Origin of the sequence: Chryseobacterium sp. KCF3-3 (genome assembly GCF_045865955.1) — a bacterium.
Classification (GTDB): domain Bacteria; phylum Bacteroidota; class Bacteroidia; order Flavobacteriales; family Weeksellaceae; genus Chryseobacterium.
In genome coordinates, this window is sequence record NZ_AP035792.1 from 4,923,921 (window position 1) to 4,942,528 (window position 18,608).

Below are 18,608 nucleotides of genomic sequence, written 5' to 3' on the forward strand. Positions count from 1 at the left end.
AGAAAGACTTCCCTCAGCTTTTCCTTTAATATTATCAATTATTCCAAAAAATCATACGCTTTCAAGAATCTCCAGGATTTCTTCACCATAATTTTCAATCTTATGCTTTCCGAACCCTTTGATTTCAAGTAACTCCTCTTTCCTGGCAGGTCTATACTTGGCTACAGATATCAGTTCTTTATTACTCGCAATGAAATAAGTGGGAAGATTCTGCTCCCTGGCCTTTTCTGATCTCCAGAGTTTCAAAGCATCCAGAATCTTTTCTTCATCTGTATTCAAAAGATCATTTTCTGCAGAATATTTAATTGCCTTAGGTTCTTTTACTGTATTTTTTGTCAGTTTTAAATCTTCAAAATACAATATTACAGACCAATATTTTTCTTCACTCACAAAAGCTGTTTCTACTTTCATGATCTCATTGCCTTCCAGAAAATCATCCAGCATTTTCTGATCTTTATAGAGAAACTCTTCTGGCAACCTGATTTTAAAAATTTTCACTCTCATCATTTGTGTTTTTTAAATTATTTTCCTCCTAGCAACAGGATTTCATCTACACGAATTTCCGTGATATACCGCTTCACTCCATCCTTATCATCATAAGATCTGTAGGTAAGCTTTCCTTCAATAGCTATTTCTTTTCCTTTGGTAACATACTTTTCAAAAATTTCTGCTGTTTTCCCAAAGGCAATCAGATTGTGCCATTGTGTTTCTTCTACCTTTTCTCCTTTAGCATTCGTGTAGTGATCACTGGTGGCTAAGGATACACTTGCTTTTACGTTTCCATTGTCGAAGTTTACCATTTCAACTTCTTTTCCTGTGTAACCAATTAATGTTACTTTGTTTCTTAGTGACATAACTTTTATATTTTAAAGATTAATAATTCAGATAAGAGACGTTCACTGTTTTTCTCAAATCTCTGTTGCAAAGATTGCGATGGTTCCTATTTATAGTCGGTTATAAACTATTTAAATCCATTTGTAGTCGTTTGTAGTCGGATAATATTTATTTTAGGAATCTTTAAAATCTTTGTTCATCGCTTACTGATAAGTTTCTTCAAGTTTCTTATTAAAAAAAATTAATGATGAACTTTCATAAAAAATTCATCAAGTTTATTTCTTTTCTTAACTTTGTGTAAGTGAAAAGAGCTTTATCCATATTCTTTCTTATCATATTCCTATCTACCAGTAGCATAGGTGAACAACTCTTGAAGCTCCCGGAACTTATAGAACATTTTTTATTGCATCAGGAAGAACATGATGATGAAGCCAGTTCTTTTATCGGATTTTTGAAAGAACATTATTCTTATAACAACTCTCATTACAACTCAACAAAACACAGTCATAAGAATCTACCTTTTAAAAGTATAGATGCTCATGCTCCTCATATTGCTGTGTTCAATTTTCAGATCAGTACGTTTTCTTTTTTAAAGACTATTGCTGAGATTAAAGAGAAACCTCTATATTATACAAATTCCTTTATACCTTCTGCCCACCTCAAAGGCATTTGGCAACCTCCACGTTCTTGTTAATCATTTTACATTCTCAGAAGAAGTTTTCTTTTGAGCCATTACACGTTCGGCTTATGTCGATACGAATGTTTAATGCTTAACAAATAAAATATGCTTAATAAAATAATTGAGTTTTCTATTAAGAATAAACTCATTATCGGGCTTTTTATCATAGTCTTAATAGGTTATGGGGTGTATGAAGTGAAAAAACTCCCCATAGATGCAGTTCCCGATATCACAGATAATCAGGTGCAGATAATTACTGTTGCACCGTCTCTTGGAGCTCCGGATGTAGAGCAATTAATTACATTTCCCATTGAACAGGTCAATAATAATATTCCCGGATTAAAATCACTTCGAAGTTTTTCCAGATTCGGATTATCAGTAGTAACAATAGTTTTTGATGATAATACAGACATCTACTGGGCAAGACAACAGGTTTCTGAAAGACTACAGCAGGTACAGAACCAAATACCCAAAGAATTTGGTACGCCAACTTTAGCTCCCGTTACTACAGGCTTGGGAGAGATCTATCAGTATACTGTTCGTCCTAAGAAAGGATACGAAGGCAAATATGATGCGATGGAACTCCGTACGATTCAGGACTGGATTGTACGCCGTCAGCTTATTGGCGTTAAAGGCGTTGCCGAAGTAAGCAGTTTCGGAGGTCTTTTGAAACAGTATGAAATTGCTGTTGATCCGGCAAGATTGAAAGCTAATAATATCTCTATCAGTGATGTATTTACTGCCATAGAAAATAATAACCAGAATACAGGAGGTGCTTATATAGAGAAAGGACCAACCGCTTTGTTTATTCGGAGTGAAGGTCTTGTGGGAACTCAGGAAGATATACAGAATATTGTCGTTAAAAATCTTGACAATGGTATTCCCTTGCTTATTCGTGACATTGCTCAGGTAAGATTGGGAAGTGCTACCCGATATGGAGCAATGACCTACAATGGAGAACAGCAGGTTTCCGGTGCAGTTGTAATGATGCTGAAAGGGGCCAACAGCAACGAAGTTATCAAAAATATTAAGGAAAAAATTGATCAAATTCAAAAAAACCTTCCGGAAGGTGTTGTCATAGATGCATTTCTGGACCGTACCAAAATGGTGGATAACTCCATCAGTACAGTTACTAAAAATCTTATTGAAGGTGCATTAATTGTAGTATTTGTACTGGTATTCTTCTTGGGAAGTATGCGGGCAGGACTTATTGTAGCTTCTGTTATTCCATTATCAATGCTGATTGCAGTGATTTTGATGAATACATTTGGGGTCAGCGGAAACCTTATGAGCTTAGGCGCTTTAGACTTTGGGTTAATTGTCGATGGAGCTGTCATTATTGTGGAAGCCGTTATGCACAGGATACGACATTCAAAAGTGTATTCGGGTATCAATATTCTATCTCAAAAACAGATGGATGCTGAAGTGCTGGGTACTTCAGCAAGAATGAGAAATGCAGCCATATTCGGTGAGGCCATTATTTTAATTGTTTATCTCCCGATTTTTGCTTTAAAAGGAATTGAAGGGAAAATGTTTACTCCAATGGCTCAAACAGTCGCTTTTGCATTGGCAGGTGCATTTGTGTTATCATTAACCTATGTTCCTATGATGACTGCTTTATTTTTAAGTAAAAAAGTTCAGGTAAAGGAAAATTTCTCTGACAGGATTATGGCAAGGTTGGAAAAGTCCTACAAAGATCTCTTGGAGAAAGTTCTTGGAATTCCAAAAGTTATTCTGGCTTCAGTTGTTGCCATGTTTGTTGTCGCTATTTTCATTTTGTCAACATTAGGAGGCGTATTTATTCCATCATTACCGGAAGGTGATTTTGCAGTGGAAACCCGTGTTTTACCCGGAAGCAATGTGAATACATCTATTGATGCCGTTTCAAAAGGTTCCAAAATTATACTGGAGAAATTCCCTGAAGTTGAAAAAGTAGTTGGGAAAACAGGAAGCAGTGAAGTTCCAACCGATCCAATGCCCATTGATGCTACAGATATGATGATTATTCTTAAAGACAGAAAAGAATGGAAATCCGCAGATACTTATGAAGAATTAGAAGAAAAAATGGCAAAGGAATTAGAAGCTGTTCCAGGGGTAACTTTCAGTTTTCAGTATCCCGTTGCTATGCGTTTTAACGAACTTATTTCGGGAGCAAGGCAAGATGTTGTCTGCAAAATTTTCGGAGAAGATTTGGATACATTAGCAAAATATGCAGCCCAATTAGGGAAAATTGTAGGTTCAGTTCAAGGAAGCAGCGGTGTTTATGTAGAAGCAGTTACCGGAATGCCTCAGATCGTCATTAAATTTAACAGATCAACGATTGCTCAATATGGTCTGAATATTAAAACGGTAAATAATATCGTGAATTCTGCCTTTGCAGGAGCTGTTGGCGGAACTGTTTTCGAAGGCGAGAAACGCTTTGATCTTGTAGTAAGATTATCGGGAGATAAAAGACAAAATCTTGAGGATGTTCAGAATTTATTGGTATCAACACCTAATGGGCAGCAGATTCCTTTGAGTTCAATTGCAGATGTCAATATTATTGAAGGACCTAATCAAATTCAAAGAGAAAATTCACAGCGCAGAATTATCGTTGGTTTCAATGTCAGAGGAAGAGATGTACAGACGATGGTTCAGGAACTACAGAATAAAGTTGAAACACAAATGAAACTTCCTCCTGGCTATTATGTGACATATGGTGGTGCTTTTGAAAATCTACAGGAAGCAAAATCAAGATTATTTATTGCCGTTCCGGTAGCTTTAACTCTAATTCTTATTCTATTATATTTTGCTTTTAACTCTATGAAACAGGCCTTTTTAATCTACACAGCAATCCCACTTTCGGCTATCGGCGGAGTTTTTGCGCTTGCTCTAAGAGGAATGCCTTTCAGTATCTCTGCAGGAATTGGATTCATTGCATTATTTGGAGTTGCAGTATTAAACGGAATCGTTCTGATATCGGAATTTAACCGACTCAAAAAAGAGGGAATGACCAACTTGCGTGACATTGTTCTTGAAGGAACAAAAGTCCGTTTAAGACCTGTTTTGATGACTGCTTTTGTAGCATCGTTAGGTTTCTTACCTATGGCTTTAAGTACCGGAGAGGGCGCTGAAGTACAAAAACCTTTGGCCACAGTAGTTATTGGAGGGCTCATCGTGGCGACGTTCCTTACTCTTTTTGTATTACCAATTCTCTATATAATGGTGGAAAAAAGAAAATTTACATTCAAAAGAAATTCTGGTAAAAAACTCTTTTTTGTATGTCTATTTCTAGGACTTTTCAGTGTAAAAGCACAATCAATCATATCTTTAAAAGAAGCAACAGATATTGCGCTTGAAAACAATTTGTCCGTGAAAAACGAAAAATTGAGAGCTGATTATAATAAAATTCTTATCAAATCGAATGCGCTTATTCCAGCAACCAATCTTACTGCAGAAGTTGGACAAATCAACAGTTTCTACACAGATATAAGAGCCGGGATTTCTCAATCAGTAGATTTTCCGAAAGTTTATTCAGCTCATAAAAATCTTTTGACTGAAGTTTGGAAAAACAGTGTACTAAACGTTGGTGTTAAAGAGGCACAACTTCGTAAGAGTGTTGCCCAGGTATATTATAATCTGGTCTATCTTCAGCAGAAGAAAAGCCTGCTTCAGGAAAATGATGCATTATACGCAGAATTTCTTAATAAGGCTCATCTTCGTTTTAAGGTTGGGGAAAGTAATATTTTAGAAAAAACCACTGCAGAAAATCAGCGTGGACAAATTGCTATTCAGTTAAAACAGCTGGAAAGAGATTTAGAAATTTCCCAGCTTCAGTTCCAATTATTGTTGAATACTGAAACAGCTCATACTGTAAATGTTGAAGATAATAATTTGCTTCAGCAAACCTCGTTAAACGGAGTTTCCGTTACCGAACATCCTTATCTCCAATATTTAAAGCAGAGAAAAGATATTTCTATTGCTGAAACCGAGGTTGAAAAAAGCAAACTTCTTCCAAGTCTTTCTTTGGGCTATAACATTATGGGAATGAAGGGAATGGGAGCTGATAATAAGGAATACAACAGCACACCGCGTTTTCAGTCTGTTATTGTTGGTGTTGGGATTCCTATTTTTAATGGTGGTCAGAAGGCCAAGATAAAAGCTTCTGAAGCCAATCAGGCCGTTGCTACCGCTGAATATGAATATAATCTGAAAAATTTTGAGGTCAATTATCAGTCTGCTCTGATTGAATTTCAGAAATACAATGAAGCCGTTGAGTATTACCAAAATACAGGGATGAAGCATGTACAAACGATCAATTCCACTGCTAAGAAACAGTTTTTAGGAGGAGATATCGATTATCTTCAATGGGTAATCTTAACCAATCAGGCAATTGATATTCAGAATCAATATATAGAAGCATTAAAGAACAGAAATAATAGTCTTATTGAGATTAATTCGTTCGATCCAAAATTCAATACCAATGGAAACTAAAGACCAAAGGACATTTGCTCAAAAGTTAGCAGATACTTTTCTGCCTTTGAAGCCATCATTTACATTTAATTCAAAATCAAATAATTAATTATGAACAGATTAATTCTCATTATATGCACAGCTCTTCTCCTCAGTTCTTGCAAAGGAAAGAAGGAAGAAGTACAAAAAGAAGAAGGAACGGCAAAAACAGAAAACAATAGGGTTACCCTCACTGATGCACAGTACAAAAATGCAGGGATCGAACTTGGCAGTGTTGGAAATCAAAATATTTCATCAAAACTGAAAGTTAACGGGAAAATTGATGTTCCCCCTCAAAATAAAATCTCAGTAAGTGTTCCTTTAGGAGGATATCTGAAATATACCAGACTTCTTCCCGGGATGCAGGTTTCAAAAGGTCAGGTAATTGCTGTTATTGAAGATCCTCAATACATCCAGATTCAACAGGATTATCTTGTAGCCAAAGCACAATATGCATACAACAACAGCGAATATAACAGACAGAAACAGCTGAATGTAAGTAAAGCTACCAGTGATAAAGTGTATGAACAAACTAAATCCAATTACCAAACACAAAATGTATTGGTAAAATCTTTGGAGCAAAAGCTTAGATTAATTGGCATCAATCCTTCCACCTTAACGCCCAACAATATTTCTAAAACGATTAATATTTATTCTCCGATTAATGGTTTTGTATCCGTTGTGAATGTCAATATTGGGAAGTATGTCAACCCTACTGAAGTACTTTTTGAACTGGTGAATCCTACCGATATTCATTTAGCTTTGAACATCTATGAAAAAGATATAGACCAGCTATCAGTGGGGCAGAAAGTAATTACATATACCAATACAGCTCCTGATAAGAAATACAGCGCCAGTATTATATTGATCAGCAAGAATATTTCTGCAGATAATACCATTGAAGTACATTGCCATTTTGATCATTATGACAAAGAGCTTATTCCCGGCATGTATATGAATGCTGACATAGAAGCACATACAAGCAATGGTTCAGTATTACCTAATGATGCCGTTGTCAGATTTGAGAACAAAAATTATATTTTTGAAATGAAAGGAAAAAATATTTTCGAGATGAAAGAAGTTAAAGTAGGAAATTCAGAAAACGGGTTTACAGAAATTTTACAGAATGATCTTGCAAATAAAAAGCTTGTTACAAAAGGAGCATACAATCTTTTAATGTCCTTAAAAAATGTTGAAGAATAAAATTTAAAAACATAAGAGCTCCTTTTTTGGAGCTCTTATCAATTTATGCATAATGGTTTAAATTTAATAAATACCCTTTCCTATATTTGCAGTAAATTACTATGAATGTTCGAGATTTTCAAAAGCTATCTTACAGACAAAATACATTTATCCCACGAAGAATTAATGCTTATTGAATCTGTATGTATCCTTAAAAAATTGAAAAAGAGACAATATATACTTCACGAAGGAGAAATATGGAAATATAATGCCTTTGTATGCCGTGGATTTTTGAAAACATTCTCTATTGACACGAATGGTAAAGAACATATTATGAATTTTTCTCCGGAAAACTACTGGACGGGCGACCGTGAAAGTTTACTTGGTGGAACTCCCTCTAAATATAATATAGATGCTATTGAAGATTCGGAAATCATTTTGATAAAACAGGAAGATTTTAATATGCTCTGCAGGGAAATTCCAGCATTAAATGATCTGGTTAATAAAATTTTACAAAAAAGTTTCGTGATTTCTCAGAATAGAATTCATGCCAATATCAGTTTCTCGGCTGAAGAAAAGTATCAGAACTTTATACAGACATACCCTATGCTGGTCAATAGAATTCCGCAGCATATGATTGCCTCTTATATTGGGGTAACCCCTGAAACCCTTACCAGAATAAGAAAAAGTAATCTAAAAAAATAATTATTGAGAATTTCATTGACATTTGTCTGCTTTTTTTTCAAGCAATTATCAATGAAAAATAAAAGGGTAATCTTCCATCTTTGTCTTGTTAAATAAATTAAAATTTTACAACAATGACAAAGACAATATTCATCACAGGAACAAGTACTGGATTTGGAAAACTAACCACAATTACTCTTGCAAAAGCAGGCTATACCGTTATTGCCGGAATGCGTGAAATCAATGGAAAAAATGAGACTGCTGCAAAAGAACTTTCTGCTCTTCCCAATGTAGAAGTGGTAGATATAGACGTTACCAATGATTCTTCTGTTCAGCATGCCTTCAAAAATACATTGGATAAATATGGAAAAATTGATGTCTTGATAAATAATGCCGGTTTAGCAGGATTTGGGTTGGTAGAAGCCTACTCAATAGATCAGATAAAAAAATTCTTTGAAGTTAATTTTTATGGGATCATCCGTACCTATCAGGCTGTTCTACCTTCAATGCGACAAGCTAAAAACGGGTTAATAATCAATCTGACATCCGGAGCAAGCGCCCATTCCTTACCTTTTATGGGACCTTATCTTGCTTCCAAGTTCAGTGTAGAGGCCATTACAGAATCATTACAGGATGAGTTGAAACAGTTCAACATCGAAAATGTAACCATCCAGCCGGGAGTCTATCCTACTGAAATGAATTCTGGAGTGAAACAAGGCAATAATGCAGACCGTACCGAAATTGCAGAAGAATATAATCCTGTAGCAAGTGAAATGTTCAATGCTATCGGCGCAGGACTGTTTGGTAAAATGCAGGAATTCAATATGAATCCACAAACCATAGCAGATGGTATTTTAGAATTGATAGAAATGGAGAAGGGTTCACGTCCGTTACGTTTTCCCCTTGATGCCATTGCTCAGGGAACTGATATTGACTTTATTAATGCCCGTGCCGACTATAAAGCAAAATGGGCTTCTAAGTACGCTGGTTAATAAAACATAGTGATAGCTAAGTGTCAATCCATATAATGTATGGGTTGACACTGCTATTATACATATGATCGAGTCATGATCTTTTGACTGTGATTAAAAAAAAATTAATATCCGGAGCCGATAAAAATTGTAACAACAAAATAGCATAATTTCGCAGTAATCAATCAACTGTAATAGATCCGTTATGAAATTTCATTTTAAAATTCTATTTAAAACAGGGTTATTTATTTTGTTCTCAAAACCATTATCTGCTCAGCAGAGCTATGCTCCTGTTCCTCAGTCGAAGTTTAATCTGACAGAATTTAATCTTCAATTACCCGTTGAAAAAAACAATTCCATTACCCTTATCAAAGGAAGTGATATTGCAGATTTTTCTTCTGAAAACTTTTATTTCTCTCCTCAGGATAACAGCATACATTTCTTTTGCTCTTCTGATGGCAAAGCTACCCAAGGGTCTCATTACCCGAGAACAGAATTGCGACAGATCAAAGAATGGCATTTTGAAAAACGTCATCATCTACAGGTAAAAATGGCTGTTCTGCAGCAGCCGGGTACCGGAAAAATCATTATTGGGCAGATACATGGCCACTCTAAAGGAACTGAAGCATTAAAAATCTGGTGGAATAATGGCGAGATTCAGGCTGGTTTCAAAAAAGAAGTGAATGATAAAGAAGAAAGAATTACGCTTCAGAAAAATGTTCCTTTGGGTCAAATATTTGATTACAGCATCCAGCAAAACAATTCTGATGTTCTGGTAAAAGTAAATCAGCAGACGGCTACTTTCCATTTTGGAGACAGCTGGAAGCCCGAATTGGTTTATTTTAAAGCCGGAAATTATCTACAGGATAACAATCTGCCTCCTGTGACTTCAGGATTAACAGCTATTTATCAGATCAACATATCTGAATAAATAAAAAAACATCTATTTAAAGATGTTTTTTTAATATATACTTAATTCAATTGGATTGTAATTTTTTGCTCTTTCACCAGCCTTTTTAAGGAGAGAACGACGTTCTTCAGGATCTTCAATGAATTTATTATAAAGTGCTGGGTCTGTTAGTTCTTTTCGTCGATAGTCAAATATTTTTTCTTTTTTTACTAGTTTAGCATTGGGATGTAAATTAGCAGAATTACAATAATATTTCCTTTTTCTGAAATTATACATCATAAAATGATAATCATCTTTGTCATCAAATACTTCTATAATCAACCCTGGTAATTTACTGAATTTATATGAACCAAAGGAAAAGGGTATTTCTTTGTTATAGCTTTTTGACATTTATACTTTCCAATTGTTTTGAATTCATTTATAAGTTGCCAATTGATAGTATTTGTTTCTTCATATTTAAAGTATTCATTAGATGTTTTAAAAGTTACATAAATCTTTCCTGTTGTTATTCCTATATTTTCCGGAAAGTCAGAAGTGTATTTCATTTGTTCTTCAATCGGGCTGTTTTCATGAAACTTTTTTTCAAAACGAAGGGAATCCCCAACATATTGATTCATATTTTTATAATAAGATTCTTTTTCGTTCATTAAAAGAGCAAACGCAGCCTCCTGAATAATAGCATTTTTAGTTTGATTTTTATAAACCAATTTATAATCAGCTTCATATACAACATTACCCTCCTTGAGATTTAACGATAATTATAAAGAAAAAGAAAAGTAGGCTGTAGTAAATTTTCATAATTTAAATAATACATGCAAAGCATTATTTATACTCTGCCTGAAAGTTTTGAATTAAAGTTAATTAATGAATATAAAGAGTTATTCCTTTAGACCTAATACCACATTCATTATAATTGACAAATTCTAAAAAGCTCGTTACTTGCTCCATAGTATATCCTTCAGTTTGCGTTACATTTACAACGCGACCGCATGAGGTTCTAAAAGGGAATGCGCTAGCTATACCAGCAATAAATAACGCACCTACTAATAATGTTTTTTTAATATTTGTTTTTTTAATGATTAGTTTTCAATTTAAAAACGCATCTTAAAAATACACAATAAATCAAACTAATAGTGAATTAGTTTTTTATGTTAAATATTTGAAATACAATTTTTTAACTATGCAAAACATATTTAAATTAAAAAAATATAGTTTTATGTAATATTTGTAAAACATAATTTTAATTACAGCTATGTTAGAGAATAAATTTTAAATTTTGAGAATGGAAAAAAATAAAAAGGCGCTCAACAAAATTATTGAGCGCCTCCTACTTAATCATGCAACTAAAATTTGAAACTTATATTTTTTCACATTCGACAATGCTTTTTGCTTCTGTTCCAATATGAATAAGCCGCTTATACTGAAGACCTGCTTTTTCAATGATCATTTTAAACTCGCTTAAAGTTCTTTCTTTTCCGGTAAGACAGGCCAGCATCACAATATCCAGAAGTTTAGCCATATGCGGTTTATTTAAAGAATCATCAGGGATAACGGCATCTATGATTAATAGCTTTGCCCCTTTTGGCATTGCATTATAGCAATTTTTAAGAATTTGTATACACTCATCATCACTCCAATCATGCATAATCCATTTCATCGTATATAAATCTGCTCCCTGGGGAACTTCATTAAAAAAACTTCCTGTAGCGACAGAACATCTTCCTTTCAGGTTTTCGGGAATCATGTTAACTGTTTTTTCAATCACATTGGCTTCATCAAAGATAATCCCGGAGCTTTCCGGAGCATTATTCAGAATGGTATGGATCATTACCCCGTTTCCACCTCCTATATCAACAATTTTTTTATAAGGTTTAAAATCATAGTTTTCTATGATACCTTTTAGCTCCATACCGGACATTCCTGTCATTCCTTTTCCAAAGTTTTCCCCTATTTCAGGAAATTCTTTATAAAACCCCCAAAGATCTTTCCCATGAATATGTTCAAATGGTATTTTCCCTTTCTGAACTGCATACGTCAGATCCCCATAACCAGGAAAGTGCTCATTCATAATGGTTAATACAAAGTTTTTTGCAGTTCCTGGCACATCAGTTTGCAAAGCAGCTCCAAAATCATTCAAAGCAAAGGTTCTGTTTTCTGATTCTTCAAAGATTCCGGCACCACTCAATGCTCTCATCACCCGGTACAGTTGCGTTTCATGTGATTGAGTTTCTTCAGCAAGGAAGGAAATTGTTTTCGGACCAGAGGCCAGCAAATCTGCAATATTGAGTTCAGCAGCTGTTTTTACACATCCGGTTAACCATAAACCGCCTAATATTTCATACATTTTAAAAGTAAACTCAGGTTTAACGGCTTGTTTTTCCATAGCAAGTATTGGGTTAATTAATAGTTATATTTACTGAGCATGAAAACAAGAACAAACCTGATGAGTTTGTTCTTGTCTGACATTTGTCAAGTTTGAAAATAAGCTTTAATAATGAGATTAATCTTTGGCTTGAGAGATCCTTGTTATACTATTAATAGTAGCATCCATTGTAGTATCAGATTTTATTTTAATAATATATCCGCTACCAATAGATAAAGGATCGGCAACACTCACCAGATAAAAAACAAGATCTCCGGAGGTTACCCCATTGGGAGCCACGGCTGTCTGATCTATGGAGAATGTTGAAGGGGGAACAGGATTTGAAAGATTCACTGTCACGAAGGCTACCGAACCGTTATTTTTATTAGCATAACTTACAATAACCCTCCACATGTGAACCTGTCCTGCAATAGGGTTTTCCAGAAATCGTCCTGTTGCCGGATCGTAAATATCTCCAGGTACCGGGCTGGTAATATTTTCCGGCCATGTGGTTGTAGGAGGAGCCGCAAAATCTGTTACAATATTCATCGGTGTTTGATAAACAATATTCTGGTACGTCATTAAAGGAACTCCTCCTGAAGATTTGAAAGCAAAGAAAGGCTTCACACCTGCTCCACTATTCAGTTTAACAACTCCTTCATTCGCTGTTGTTAATGTTGCTGAAGAGATCACTGTACTCCACTGGGTTCCGTTATAATACCTTAAGGTTTTATTGGTGGAATCGTAGATGATCATTCCCGCAGTGGGTGTTGTTACATTAGCTGGAGGATTGGCATTTCTGGAGAGTACAACTGCTGAATTAGCTGAGGTAACATCTAAAACTCCTTGTGGAGAAGTGGTATTAATCCCTACCTGCCCAAATATAAATGAGGAACACAGAATACTGAGTAATAAATTGGATTTTTTCATGGTTTGTTTTTTTGAATGTTGCTATCAAAATTACGAAAAAACACAATACAGTGAAATAAAAATTCATTTATTTACATGAAAATAAAACAATTATATTCAACAATATAACTTTATGAATAAAAATTCAATCTAAAATACCGATGAATATTATATTTTTAAAAACATAAAAAATTAAACAAACACAAACATAAGTATTCTAAAAATTCATTAAATCCATAAACTTTCTCTTTTCTGTAAAATATATTGTAATACTGATCAGCGCTTTTCAATTATCCATTTACAAACGGATAATTCCTTATCTTTGTGAAAATTCATCTATGAAAAGGAGCATCAATATTTTTGAGTTTCCTCTCAATTTGGGACTTACCAAAAAGGAACATGAGACAGAACCCGGTGTTCGAAAACTTCCGGATTGGCTCAGAAAATTTGATTTCCATAGCAGAATTAATCCTGCCCACATTTTCATACTGGAAGCTCCTGAATATTCTATGGACTTTGATGAGGAATCAAAAGTCAGAAATGCAGATCAGATTGTTAAATATGCTAAAAAACAGGCAGACTGTATTCTCCATCATTACGAAAAGAATACATTCAATATTATTCTTGGAGGTGACTGCAGTATTCTCATAGGAAATGCTATCGCTCTTAAACGTTTGGGGAATTTCGGGCTTTTTTATCTTGACGGACACACAGACTTTATTCCGCCAGAACTTTCTGAAACCGGAGGCGCTGCAGGAATGGATCTCGCCATCATTACCGGTACCGGACATCAAAAACTGACTGATATTGATGGTTTAAAGCCTTATCTGCTTGAAGAAAATATCTTCTGCTGTGGAAATGCAGAAACTGATGATAAAGAATATGTTGATCAGATTATTAATTCCAATATTCATTATTTTGATTTATACCGTCTGAGACAAAATGGTTTTAGAAAAACAGCTGAAGACTTTTTGAAAATGGTGAATGATAAAGGCCTAGATGGATTTTTCATTCATTTTGATGTAGATATTCTGAAAGACGAAATCATGCCTGCCGTAGACAGCAGAATGGAAGATGGAATCAGCTATGATGATCTCGGGGAAATGCTGAAACCTTTATTCGAAAATCCTTTATGCTTTGGAATAGAGATTACCATTTTAGATCCCGATTATGATGAAAACGGAACGTATACACGTCCATTTGTAGACAATTTAATTCAAATTATAAAAAATAAAGAAGAATAAATGAAGAAGACTATCAAAAGAACATTCAGAGTTTCAAAATATGTGATCTATAAAGAAACACTTGTTGACTATAAAGAGCATTTCTGGTCATTTTTAGGTGCATTTTTTGGGATCGGAATTATTGCATTTATCCAGTCTCATTCACTCACTGAAACCGAGAATATCTTTCTGATCGGTTCTTTTGGAGCATCAAGTGTTCTGATTTATGGAGCAATACAGAGTCCTCTGGCACAACCGAGAAATCTTATCGGCGGACATGTTCTGTCTGCATTGGTAGGCGTTACTGTGTATCAGTTTGTTCCGGACATCATCTGGCTTTCGGCACCTTTGGCAGTAGCATTTTCCATAGTATTGATGCAGTATACAAAAACTTTGCATCCACCAGGCGGAGCTACAGCTCTGATTGCAGTAAGTTCTACAGGGAAAATTCCGGAATTGGGATATTGGTATGTTCTCTCCCCTGTTCTTTCCGGATGCATTATTCTTTTGATTGTTGCATTATTTTTTAATAATATTACACCAAACAGAAGTTATCCTACCCACAGTATGTTCAAAAAACTGCTGAAAAAAAGACACAACCATCACTTAAAATAAAAATCATGAATTGTCTGGAATGTGGCGAGAAAATCATCGGAAGATCAGATAAAAAATTCTGCAACGATGCCTGCCGGAACGCCTATAACAATAAGCAGAATAAGGATTCTAGTAATCTGATGCGGAATGTTAATAACAAACTCCGTAAGAATTACCGTATCCTGATGGAAATAAATACCGATGGTAAAACAAAAGTCCCAAAATCCAGACTGGATGGCTTAGGTTTTGATTTCGATTATTTTACCAACCTGAAAGTTTATAAAAACGGCTCTGAATACAAATTCATTTATGATTACGGTTATAAACTTCTGGAAGATGATTTTGTACTGATTGTAAAAAATCAGGCATAATCTATCCACCACAAATATAATACTATGAAAGAAGTTGTTCTGATCACCGGCGCCAGCGGTATGATTGCCAAAGAACTGGCAAAAAAAATAGGTAAGGAATACGAAATCCGGTTTCTGACCCGAAAAAAAGTGCATGATCATGAATATGAATGGGATGTTCAAAAAAAGACTATCGATGAAACTGCCTTTGACAATGTTTCTCATATTATTCATCTTGCAGGTGCCAATATTTCGGAAAAGCGCTGGACAAAGGAAAGAAAAATAGAATTGATTTCCAGCCGTGTAGATTCCGCAGAATTGCTTCGAACAACTTTAAGAAAAAACAAGATCAAGCTTAAATCCTTTATTTCAGCCTCAGGAATTAATTTCTACGGTACAGAAACTTCAGAAAAAATTTACGCGGAAACCGATCCACCAGGCAACGATTTTCTAAGTGAAGTGGTCGTTTTATGGGAAAGGGCTGCTGACGATTTTAAGGAACAGGATCTGGCAGAAAGAGTGGTCAAAATACGCACTGCTGTAGTGCTTTCTGAAAAAGACGGAGCTTTAAAGAAAATGATCCCTCCTATTCAGTATTATATCGGATCTCCGCTGGGAAGTGGCCTACAGTATATGCCGTGGGTTCATATTGAAGACATCTGCTCTATCTATGAATTTGCTTTAAAAAACCCAGCAATAGATGGCGCTTATAATGCTGTATCTCCACAACATGCTACCAATAAAGAGCTTACAAAAAAGATTGCCCAGGTGCTTGAGAAACCACTATTTATGCCTAATGTTCCCGGATTTGTCCTGAAACTCTTATTCGGAGAGCTGGCTACTGCTATATTGGAAGGTTCAAGGGCTTCCTCCCAGAAACTTCAGGATGCAGGTTTCCATTTCAAATTTCCGGATCTGGAGAACGCTTTAAAAGATTTATTAAAGAAGTAAATTCAAGAAAAGATTAATTAAAAAAATATTTCAACACCTATTTATTATAACTCAGAAAATATTCTCATGAAAAACCCGAATATCACCTTATTAAACACAGAAATCCTTTCAGACAACTGGTATACTTTAAACAAAGTCACCTACTCTGTTTTGAAAAAAGACGGAACTACAGAAACTCAGAGCAGAGAAGCCTATGACCGTGGAAACGGCGCAGTAATCCTTCTTTACAATACAGATTCAAACACAGTAATTCTTACCCGACAATTCCGTTTACCAACTTATATTAACGGAAATTCTACAGGCATGCTCATTGAAGCCTGCGCAGGACTTCTGGATAATGATAATCCGGAAGACTGTATCAAAAGGGAAACAGAAGAAGAAACCGGATATAAAATTTCAAAGGTTGAAAAAATATTTGAAGCCTATATGTCTCCCGGATCTGTAACGGAAATTCTTTATTTCTTCATTGCTGAGTATTCAAATGAAATGAAAATCAATGACGGAGGCGGATTGGAAGAAGAAGGTGAAAATATCGAAGTTCTGGAATTACCGTTTGAAGAAAGCCTGAAAATGATTGATACAGGAGAAATCAAAGATGCAAAAACCATTATGCTTCTTCAGCATTTGAGAATCAAAGGAATACTGTAAAATAAGATATCAATGATGATTGATGCTTAAAAACTTTATATTTAAATAAAAATATTAACTTATAACTCATATTTAAACTATTAACAGATGATTGAACATGTGAAGCTTGCTATTAATCCCAAATTTCAGGATTGGGTTCTTTTTGAAAATGGCACTTATATTATTTTTGATGACATCAGTATTATCGAAGATGTAAAAAAAGAAGCATTACAATTAATGAAAGAATTCGGTCCGGTTTATGCCGGAGGTCCTGCCGGAGATTTCAATGTAATTCATTTAAACCTTACTGAAGGATGGCTGGTTTCCGGGCATGGATATGGTATGTATACCTATGTACATCCTTCCGAACTGGACAGTGATTCTCCAAATGATCTTGAAATAGGACTTTATGGTAGATCTAAAAGAGATTCAGATGGTCAAAATCCCGAAATTATTCATATCAACAGGAGTGAAATTTCATAAGACATCCCATTCATCATTCATAACTTATCATTCATAATTAATTACAATGCTTCAAGATCATATTACGGTAGAGAACCGTCATAAAGACTTTATTAAAAAAATTACTGAGACAGAAACAGTATATGCTTTAAAAGATGGTAATGGCTATGCTACCTCCTACTCCAACGAGTCAGAATACGAAGACGGTGAAGAGGTACAGATCATTTGCTTCTGGTCTGATACTGCCAGAGCAAAATCATGCATAGAAAACCAGTGGAATCATTATGAGCCCTCTCCTATTCCTCTCAACGAGTTTGTAGAAAACTGGTGTCTGGGAATGAATAGTGACGGGTTATTGGTAGGAACTAATTTTGACAGCAATCTGTTTGGCTACGAAGCTGAACCTTTAGAATTAATCCTTGATATTATTGAAGAGCTTAGGTCTTCAGGAAAGTCACTGGAATTGAGAAAATTTGAAAACATGGAAGATCTTGAAAAACAGATCAGAGAAGTATTGGAAGATTAATTGTTTATGCCATATGAAGTCTTTGGGAATAAAGATCATTAAAGTAAGTGCTTTATTTTTGGTCCTTCTTTTCAGTATTCTGATGCTGAAAACCATTTCCCAGTATATTTCTCTTGAAAAAAACATAGGATTTCTGGCTTTTAAGCAGCAGGTAGTGAATAATCCGTACTGGATGACTTTTTTCTACATTCATATCTTTTCCATAACGCTTTGTCTTCTGGCAGGTCTGACACAATTTTCAAATCGGTTTTTGACTGAAAATAAAGGGCTTCATAAGATGATTGGGAAAATATATGTCTACAATATCCTTATTATCAATGTTCCGGCATGTTTTGTACTGGGACTTTTTTCCAATGGCGGCATTATCGGAATTACAGGATTTCTGATCCAGGATGTCCTTTGGGCCTATTTCACTATTGCTGCCGTACTTTTCATCAAAAAAGGAAATATCAGCACACATAGAATTTATATGATTCTAAGCTATGCCGTCACCACCACAGCCATAACTTTCAGAATCATTAAGAATCTGTTTTATAATGAAACTCTTCATGACTACGAACTTTTTTATGGTTTGAATGTCTGGGCAGCCCTTTTTATCAATCTTTTTATAGCTTATTTAATTCTCAGAAAAGAATCATTACTACCTGGAAAAATCAACGGTGGAAAAGAAGATTAAAAGACTGATAAATGACACCAGAAAAAATGATGCAATAAATATCAGGGTATTAAAAAATGTTTCATATTGACTATTTCGGGTCCATTTACTGAAAAAACGCATAATCAGATAAGCGATTCCTCCGAAAACGGCAATAATAAAAAGAAGAAAAAAATAATATATCATGGCTTCGTGTTA

General features: G+C 34.9%; 20 protein-coding genes. 14 read left to right on the forward strand and 6 right to left on the reverse strand.

Annotated elements, in window-relative coordinates; all coding sequences use genetic code 11:
* Nucleotides 1-51: 51 nt before the first annotated feature.
* Nucleotides 52-507 (reverse strand): HRDC domain-containing protein, encoded by a 456-nt coding sequence (locus tag ACKTTZ_RS21975; RefSeq protein WP_253317917.1) that lies wholly within the window; start codon nucleotides 505-507, stop codon nucleotides 52-54.
* 14 nt (nucleotides 508-521) lie between these two features.
* A complete protein-coding gene (locus tag ACKTTZ_RS21980) occupies nucleotides 522-854 on the reverse strand; it encodes a single-stranded DNA-binding protein (protein WP_034695518.1) in 333 nt (110 codons plus the stop codon).
* A 281-nt stretch (nucleotides 855-1,135) separates the two neighbouring features.
* On the opposite strand from ACKTTZ_RS21980, the gene ACKTTZ_RS21985 reads away from it, so the two are divergent.
* The 6 genes from ACKTTZ_RS21985 to ACKTTZ_RS22010 all read left to right on the forward strand — a co-directional run bounded on the left by ACKTTZ_RS21985 (nucleotide 1,136) and on the right by ACKTTZ_RS22010 (nucleotide 9,772).
* Complete coding sequence (locus ACKTTZ_RS21985; protein WP_407846612.1) at nucleotides 1,136-1,528, forward strand: hypothetical protein; 393 nt, start codon at nucleotides 1,136-1,138, stop codon at nucleotides 1,526-1,528.
* A gap of 90 nt (nucleotides 1,529-1,618) precedes the next feature.
* Nucleotides 1,619-5,986, forward strand: coding sequence for a CusA/CzcA family heavy metal efflux RND transporter (locus ACKTTZ_RS21990; protein WP_407846613.1), 4,368 nt, complete (start codon nucleotides 1,619-1,621; stop codon nucleotides 5,984-5,986).
* Between the two features lie 90 nt (nucleotides 5,987-6,076).
* A complete protein-coding gene (locus tag ACKTTZ_RS21995) occupies nucleotides 6,077-7,207 on the forward strand; it encodes an efflux RND transporter periplasmic adaptor subunit (protein WP_034695521.1) in 1,131 nt (376 codons plus the stop codon).
* 105 nt (nucleotides 7,208-7,312) lie between these two features.
* Nucleotides 7,313-7,891 carry a Crp/Fnr family transcriptional regulator gene (locus ACKTTZ_RS22000; protein ID WP_407846614.1) on the forward strand — a complete coding sequence of 193 codons (579 nt, stop codon included), beginning with the start codon at nucleotides 7,313-7,315 and terminating at the stop codon, nucleotides 7,889-7,891.
* Nucleotides 7,892-8,004: 113 nt separating this feature from the next.
* Nucleotides 8,005-8,862 carry an SDR family oxidoreductase gene (locus tag ACKTTZ_RS22005; protein ID WP_407846615.1) on the forward strand — a complete coding sequence of 286 codons (858 nt, stop codon included), beginning with the start codon at nucleotides 8,005-8,007 and terminating at the stop codon, nucleotides 8,860-8,862.
* Between the two features lie 184 nt (nucleotides 8,863-9,046).
* A complete protein-coding gene (locus tag ACKTTZ_RS22010; RefSeq protein ID WP_253317920.1) occupies nucleotides 9,047-9,772 on the forward strand; it encodes a polysaccharide lyase family 7 protein in 726 nt (241 codons plus the stop codon).
* A gap of 30 nt (nucleotides 9,773-9,802) precedes the next feature.
* Here ACKTTZ_RS22010 and ACKTTZ_RS22015 read toward each other — a convergent pair whose 3' ends face one another.
* From ACKTTZ_RS22015 to ACKTTZ_RS22030, 4 genes are all read right to left on the reverse strand, one after another.
* Entirely contained in the window at nucleotides 9,803-10,072 is a 270-nt protein-coding gene (locus ACKTTZ_RS22015) for a hypothetical protein (RefSeq protein ID WP_407846616.1), read from the reverse strand.
* Nucleotides 10,069-10,458 (reverse strand): hypothetical protein, encoded by a 390-nt coding sequence (locus tag ACKTTZ_RS22020; protein ID WP_407846617.1) that lies wholly within the window; start codon nucleotides 10,456-10,458, stop codon nucleotides 10,069-10,071. Before ACKTTZ_RS22020 ends, ACKTTZ_RS22015 begins: the two co-directional genes overlap by 4 nt.
* Nucleotides 10,459-11,108: 650 nt before the next feature.
* Entirely contained in the window at nucleotides 11,109-12,134 is a 1,026-nt protein-coding gene (locus tag ACKTTZ_RS22025; RefSeq protein ID WP_407846618.1) for a methyltransferase, read from the reverse strand.
* Nucleotides 12,135-12,251: 117 nt separating this feature from the next.
* Nucleotides 12,252-13,043: a hypothetical protein gene (locus tag ACKTTZ_RS22030; RefSeq protein ID WP_407846619.1), complete on the reverse strand. Its 792-nt coding sequence runs from the start codon at nucleotides 13,041-13,043 to the stop codon at nucleotides 12,252-12,254.
* A 317-nt stretch (nucleotides 13,044-13,360) separates the two neighbouring features.
* On the opposite strand from ACKTTZ_RS22030, the gene ACKTTZ_RS22035 reads away from it, so the two are divergent.
* From ACKTTZ_RS22035 to ACKTTZ_RS22070, 8 genes are all read left to right on the forward strand, one after another.
* Nucleotides 13,361-14,266, forward strand: coding sequence for an arginase family protein (locus ACKTTZ_RS22035; RefSeq protein WP_407846620.1), 906 nt, complete (start codon nucleotides 13,361-13,363; stop codon nucleotides 14,264-14,266).
* Nucleotides 14,267-14,860: an HPP family protein gene (locus ACKTTZ_RS22040; protein WP_034695530.1), complete on the forward strand. Its 594-nt coding sequence runs from the start codon at nucleotides 14,267-14,269 to the stop codon at nucleotides 14,858-14,860.
* A gap of 5 nt (nucleotides 14,861-14,865) precedes the next feature.
* Nucleotides 14,866-15,210 (forward strand): hypothetical protein, encoded by a 345-nt coding sequence (locus ACKTTZ_RS22045; protein ID WP_034695532.1) that lies wholly within the window; start codon nucleotides 14,866-14,868, stop codon nucleotides 15,208-15,210.
* A 24-nt stretch (nucleotides 15,211-15,234) separates the two neighbouring features.
* A complete protein-coding gene (locus ACKTTZ_RS22050) occupies nucleotides 15,235-16,140 on the forward strand; it encodes a TIGR01777 family oxidoreductase (RefSeq protein WP_407846621.1) in 906 nt (301 codons plus the stop codon).
* 66 nt (nucleotides 16,141-16,206) lie between these two features.
* A complete protein-coding gene (gene nudK, locus ACKTTZ_RS22055; RefSeq protein WP_253317925.1) occupies nucleotides 16,207-16,788 on the forward strand; it encodes a GDP-mannose pyrophosphatase NudK in 582 nt (193 codons plus the stop codon).
* An 87-nt stretch (nucleotides 16,789-16,875) separates the two neighbouring features.
* Nucleotides 16,876-17,250 carry a hypothetical protein gene (locus tag ACKTTZ_RS22060; protein WP_407846622.1) on the forward strand — a complete coding sequence of 125 codons (375 nt, stop codon included), beginning with the start codon at nucleotides 16,876-16,878 and terminating at the stop codon, nucleotides 17,248-17,250.
* A gap of 46 nt (nucleotides 17,251-17,296) precedes the next feature.
* Nucleotides 17,297-17,755 carry a DUF2750 domain-containing protein gene (locus ACKTTZ_RS22065; RefSeq protein ID WP_407846623.1) on the forward strand — a complete coding sequence of 153 codons (459 nt, stop codon included), beginning with the start codon at nucleotides 17,297-17,299 and terminating at the stop codon, nucleotides 17,753-17,755.
* A 13-nt stretch (nucleotides 17,756-17,768) separates the two neighbouring features.
* On the forward strand, nucleotides 17,769-18,431 hold the full coding sequence (locus tag ACKTTZ_RS22070; protein WP_407846624.1) for a DUF2306 domain-containing protein: 663 nt from the start codon (nucleotides 17,769-17,771) through the stop codon (nucleotides 18,429-18,431).
* Nucleotides 18,432-18,608 lie beyond the last annotated feature (177 nt).